General features: G+C 75.8%; 1 protein-coding gene. It reads right to left on the reverse strand.

Features of this window, described 5'->3' with window-relative positions; all coding sequences use genetic code 11:
• Positions 1-6,683, reverse strand: a 6,683-nt coding sequence (locus AC5L34_RS28960) for a type I polyketide synthase (protein ID WP_494827819.1), incomplete at its 3' end; no start/stop codon positions are given.
• Between the last annotated feature and the right edge of the window lie 15 nt (positions 6,684-6,698).

The following is a 6,698-nucleotide window of genomic DNA, read 5'->3' on the forward strand; positions in this document are numbered from 1 at the left end:
GCCACGTGCGCGGCGGTCACCTCACCGATCGAGTGACCGGCCAGCATGTCCGGCACGACCCCGAACGACTCCACCAGCCGGAACAGCGCCACCTCGACCGCGAACAACCCGGCCTGGGTGAAGACGGTCTGGTCCAGCAGCTCCGCCTCGGCACTGCCCGCCTCGGCGAACAGCACCTCCCGCAACGGGCGCGGCAGCAGCGGATCGAGCTGCGCACACACCTCGTCGAGCGCGACGGCGAACACCGGGAAACCGGCGTACAGGTCCCGACCCATGCCCGCACGCTGCGCACCCTGACCCGAGAACAGCAGGGCGAGCTGGCCGCGCTGACCGCCCGGGCCGCTGACCACGCCGGCCGAGGACTCGCCCGCCGCCACGGCTGCGAGGCCCGCCAGCAGCTCTTCGCGGCTCGTCCCGGACACGACCGCCCGGTGCTCCAGTACGGAGCGCGACGCCACCGACGACCACGCCACATCCAGCGGACGCGGGGTCTCGCCCCCGCTCAGCCACGCCGCCCAGCGGTCGGCCTGCGCCGACAGCCCGGCCGCGTCGCGGGCCGACAGCAGCACCGGCAGCACCGACGGCGCCCGGGACGGCTCGTCGCCGGTGTCCGGCTCGTCCGCGTCGGCCGGCGCGGGCGGCTGCTCCAGGATCAGGTGGACGTTCGTACCGCTGATGCCGAACGACGACACGGCGGCCCGGCGCGGCCGGTCCACCGCCGGCCAGGGGCGCGCCTCGGCCAGCAGGGACACCGCGCCGGCGGACCAGTCCACGTGGGGGGTCGGCTCGTCGAGGTGCAGGGTCTGCGGGAGCAGGCCGTACCGCATCGCCTGCACCATCTTGATCATGCCGGCGACGCCGGCCGCGGCCTGGCTGTGGCCGATGTTCGACTTGATCGAGCCGAGCAGCAGCGGCCGGTCGGCGGGGCGGCCCTGGCCGTAGGTGGCCAGCAGGGCCTGCGCCTCGATGGGGTCGCCGAGCGTCGTTCCCGTGCCGTGCGCCTCGACGGCGTCCACGTCGGCCGTGGTCAGCCGGGCGTTCGCCAGGGCCTGGCGGATCACCCGCTGCTGGGCCGGCCCGTTGGGGGCGGTGAGGCCGTTGGACGCGCCGTCCTGGTTGACGGCGCTGCCGGCGATCACGGCGAGCACCTGACGGCCCTGCCGCCGGGCGTCGGAGAGCCGCTGGACCAGCAGCACGCCGACGCCCTCCGACCAGCCGGTGCCGTCGGCGTCGGCGGCGAAGGACTTGCAGCGCCCGTCCGGGGCGAGGCCGCCCTGGCGGGAGAACTCGACGAAGGCGCCCGGGGTCACCATGACGGTGACGCCGCCGGCCAGCGCCATGTCGCACTCGCCGCCGCGCAGCGCCTGGGCGGCGAGGTGCACCGCCACCAGGGACGACGAGCAGGCGGTGTCGACGGTCACCGCCGGGCCCTCCAGCCCGAAGGTGTACGACACCCGGCCGGAGATGACGCTGTGCGCGCCGCCGGTGAGCTGATAGCCCGCCAGCTCGGCCGGGGTGTCGGTGGTGCCGTAGCCCGACGGGGAGGCGCCCACGAAGACGCCGGTACGGCTGCCGCGCAGCTCGTCCGGGTCGATGCCGGCCTGCTCCATGGCCTCCCAGGACGCCTCCAGCAGCAGGCGCTGCTGCGGGTCCATGGCGACCGCCTCGCGCGGCGAGATGCCGAAGAAGCCCGGGTCGAACGTGGTGGCGCCGTCGACGAAGCCGCCCTCGCGGGTGTGCGAGACGGGTTGCCCGTCGGCGTCGACGGCCAGCAGCCGACCCATGTCCCAGTGCCGGTCCTCGGGGAAGCCGCTGATCCCGTCGCGCCCGGTGGCGACGAGGTTCCACAGGTCGTCCGGGTTGGCCACGCCGCCCGGGTAGCGGCAGCTCATGCCGACGATGACGATCGGGTCGTCGTCCACCGGCCCGGCGGGGCCCCAGGCGGTGACGGTCTCGACCTCGTGCAGGCGCAGCGTCGCCGCCAGGTGGTCGGCGAGGGCGGCCGGGTTCGGGTAGTCGAAGACCAGGGTGGTGGGCAGGGTGAGGCCGGTGGCGGCGCCGAGCCGGTTGCGCAGCTCGACGGCGGTCAGTGAGTCGAAGCCCAGCTCCTTGAAGGCCCGGTTGGCCTTGACCAGTTCGGTGCCGGAGTGGCCGAGCACGGCGGCGGTGTGCGTGCGTACGAGGTCGGTCAGGTGGCGGTCCTGCTCGGCGCGGGGCAGCGTCAGCAGGTGCTGGCGCAGCCCGCCGCCGGCGGTGTCCTCCGGTTGCCCGTCGACGACGCGCAGGGCGTCGCGCGCCTCGGCGATGTCGTCGAGCAGGGGGCGGGCGCGGGCGGCGGCGAACGCCGGGGTGAACAGGGACCAGTCGACGTCCGCCACGGTCACCGACGGCACGGCGCGGCCGACGGCGCTGCGCAGCGCGTACACGGCCTGGGCCGGGGACATCGGGCTGAGGCCGCGGCGGGCCAGCAGTTCCTGCCCCTCGCCGCTGGCCATGCCGCCGTCGGCCCAGGGTCCCCAGGCCACGGCGGTGGCGGCCAGGCCGCGGGCGCGGCGCCGCTCGGCGAGGGCGTCGAGGAAGGCGTTGCCGGCGGCGTACGCGGCCTGTCCGCCGCTGCCCCAGATGCCGGCGATGGAGGAGAAGAGCACGAACGCGTCGAGCGGCCGGTCGCCCAGCAGCTCGTCCAGGTGCACGGCCCCGGCGATCTTGCCGTCCAGCACCTCGGCCAGCCCGACGAGGTCGGTGTCGGCCAGCATGGTCAGCTGCCCCACCCCGGCGGCGTGCACCACCGCCGTCAGCGGCGCCGGGTCGGCGTCGACGTCGCGCAGCAGCGCCTCGACGCGGGCGCGGTCGGCCATGTCGGCGGCGACCAGGGTCACCCGGGCGCCGAGCCCGGTCAGTTCGTCGCGCAGCTCCGCCGCCCCGGGGGCGTGCTCGCCCCGGCGGCTGGTCAGCACGACGTGCTCCGCGCCGTTGGCCGCCACCCAGCGGGCCACGTGGGCGCCGAGCGCCCCGGTGCCACCGGTGATCAGCACCGTGCCCGACGGCTGCCAGCGCTCGACCGTGCCCACGGCCGCCGGCGTGGCGCGCACGAGTCGCCGCACGAAGACGCCCGAGGGCCGTACGGCGACCTGGTCCTCGGGACCGCCCCCGGTCAGGACGCCCACCAGGTGGTCCCAGTCACCACGCCCGGGGCCGTCCGGCAGGTCGACCAGGCCGCCCCAGAGCTGCGGGTGTTCCAGCCCGGCGACCCGGGCCAGGCCCCACAGGCCGCCCTGGGCGACGCTGCGCACCGGGTCGGTGTCCCCGGTGCCGACCGCGCCCCGGGTGAGCATCCACAGTGGCGCCGCGACGTCGGCGGCGTGCAGGGCCTGCACCAGCGTCATCGTGGCGGCCGTGCCGAGCGGCACCGCCGGCTGGCCGGGGTGCGGCTGTTCCAGCAGGCCCAGCAGGGAGACGATCCCGGTACACGGGGTGTCCCCCACGGCCTCGGCCACCCGCGACGTCACCTGGTCGCGCTCGGCGAGCGGGTCCACCGCCAGCCGGGACACCTCGCCGCCGGCGGCGGTCAGTGCCCCCGCGAGCGCCTCGGCCCAGTCGGTCGTGGCGGCGTCGTCGGCCGGTGCCACGAGCAGCCAGCGGCCCGACGGGGTGACCGGCGCGGGGGCGGCGGTCCGCTTCCACACCACCCGGTACGACCAGCCGTCGACGACCGCGTCCCGCAGCCGCGCCCTGCGCCAGGACGACAGGACCGGCAGGGCCGGGGCCAGGACGTCCAGGGCCGCGCCGTCGGCGCCGAGCTGCGCGGCGAGGGCCGCCACGTCGGAGCGCTCCACGGCGGACCAGAACTCGACGTCCACCACGTCCGGGCTGACCGGGCCGGTGACCGAGACCGGCATCTGCTCGGGCCAGTAGCGCTGCCGCTGGAAGGCGTACGTGGGCAGGGCGACCGGGGTCGCTCCCGCGCCGGAGTAGAGGGCCGGCCAGTCGACGGGCACCCCGTTGACGTGCAGCTCGGCGAGGGCGGCGAGCAGGGCCCGCGCCTCGGGACGGTCGGCGCGCAGGACGGGCACGGCGATCACCGGGGTGTCGTCGTCGGCCGGTTCCTGCCCGCTGAGCGCGTCCCGGGTCATGGCGGTCAGCACGCTGCGCGGACCGATCTCCAGGAACGCGTCGACGCCTGCGGCCCGCAGCGCGGTGATTCCGTCGGCGTAGCGGACGGCGTCGCGGACGTGGCGCACCCAGTAGTCGGCCGTACGGATCTCGTCGGCGTCGGCCAGCGCCCCGGTCACGTTCGACACGAGCGGCAGCGCCGGCGCCGCGAACGTCAACCCGTCGAGGACGGCGCGGAACTCCGCGAGCATCGGCTCCATCAACGGGCTGTGGAACGCGTGACTCACCGTCAACCGACGCGTGCGTACGCCCCGCTCCCGCCAGACCCGCTCCACCTCGTCGAGCGCGTCGACGGCACCGGAGACCACCACCGCCGTCGGCCCGTTGACCGCCGCGATCCCCACGTCGGCCAGCCCGTCCAGCGTGACCAGCACGTCCGCCTCGGCAGCCGCGACGGCCAGCATCCCGCCGCCCGAGGGCAGCGCCTGCATCAGCCGCCCCCGCGCCGCCACCAGCGCACACGCGTCGGCCAGCGACAGCACCCCGGCCACATACGCGGCCGTCACCTCACCGATCGAATGACCACCCACGAACTCCGGCGCGACCCCGAACGACTCCACCAGCCGGAACAACGCCACCTCGACCGCGAACAGGCCGGCCTGCGTGAACACCGTCCGGTCCAGCAACGCCGCCTCGGCGGAGCCCTCCGGAGCGAACAGCACCTCCCGCAGCGCACGCGGCAGCAGCGGGTCGAGCTGCGCGCACACCTCGTCGAGGGCGGCGGCGAAGACCGGGAACTCCCCGTACAGCTCGCGGCCCATGCCGGCGCGCTGCGCGCCCTGACCGGAGAAGAGCACGGCGAGCGGGCCCCGGTCGGCCGACCGACCGGCGACGACCGCGCCGGACGGCTGGCCGGCGGCGAGGGCGCGCAGCGAGGCCAGCAGGTCCTCGCGGTCGGTGGCGGTGAGCACCGCGCGGTGTTCCAGCGCGGAGCGCGACACCACCGACGACCAGCCGACGTCCACCGTGCGGAGGGTCTCGTCGGCGTCCAGCCACCGGGCCCAGCGGCCCGCCTGCGCGCTGAGGGCGGCCCCGGAGCGGGCCGACAGCAGCACGGGCACCGCCGGCAGGGCGGGGGCCGGGCCGGAGTCGGCGTCGGCGGGCTGGTCGGCGTCGGGGGCGGGCGGTTCCTCCAGGATGGTGTGCGCGTTCGTGCCGGAGATGCCGAACGACGACACCGCCGCCCGGCGGGGACGGTCGGTGACCGGCCACGGCCGGGCCTCGGTCACCAGCGACACCTCGCCGGCCGACCAGTCCACCTTCGGCGTCGGCTCGTCCACGTGCAGGGTGGACGGCACGAGCCCGTGCCGCATCGCCATCACCATCTTGATCACGCCGGCCACGCCCGCGGCGGACTGGCTGTGACCGATGTTCGACTTGATCGAACCGAGCAGCAGCGGCCGGTCGGCGGGCCGGTCCCGCCCGTACGTGGCCAGCAGCGCCTGCGCCTCGATGGGGTCGCCGAGGACGGTGCCGGTACCGTGCGCCTCGACGGCGTCCACGTCGGCGGTGGTCAGCCGGGCGTTCGCGAGGGCCTGGCGGATCACCCGCTGCTGGGCCGGCCCGTTGGGCGCGGTGAGGCCGTTGGACGCGCCGTCCTGGTTGACGGCGCTGCCGGCGATCACGGCGAGGACGGGGTGCCCCTTGCGCTGGGCGTCCGACAGCCGCTCCACCAGCAGGATGCCGACGCCCTCGGACCAGCCCGTGCCGTCGGCGGCGGCGGCGAACGACTTGCACCGGCCGTCGGGGGCGAGCCCCCGCTGCCGGGAGAAGCCCACGAAGGGGCCGGGGGTGGCCATGACACACACGCCGCCGGCCAGGGCCAGGTCGAAGTCGCCCTGCCGCAGCGCCTGGCAGGCCAGGTGCAGGGCGACCAGCGACGACGAGCAGGCCGTGTCGACCGTGACCGCGGGGCCCTCCAGGCCGAGGGCGTACGCGATCCGCCCGGACACGACGCTGGTGGCCGTACCCGTCAGCAGGTAGCCCTCGTCGGTGCCCTCGGCCTCGCTCTGCGGTCCCATCCCGTAGCCGTTGGCGGCGGTGCCGACGAAGACGCCGACCTTCTGCCCACGCATGGACGCGGGCGCGATCCCGGCGTACTCGAACGCCTCCCACGACGTCTCCAGCAGCAGCCGCTGCTGGGGGTCCATCGCCATCGCCTCGCGGGGCGAGATGCCGAAGAACTCGGCGTCGAAGTCGGCCGCGTCGTAGAGGAAGCCGCCCTCCCGGGTGGTGGACCGGCCGGCCCGGTCGGCGTCCGGGTCGTACAGGTTGTCCAGGTCCCAGCCCCGGTCGGTCGGGAAGCCGCCGATGGCGTCGCCGCCGGAGGCCACCAGGTCCCAGAGCTGCTCGGGGCTGGCGACGCCGCCCGGGTAGCGGCAGGACATCGCGACGATCGCGATGGGCTCCCGGGCGGCAGCGGTCAGCTGCTGGTTGAGCTGACGGAGGCGGCCCGTCTCCTTGAGCGAGGCGCGAAGCGCCTCGACGACCTTGTCTGCGGACGTAGACATCATGAGCTCCGTACT

This window comes from Micromonospora sp. ZG13, from assembly GCF_059359355.1.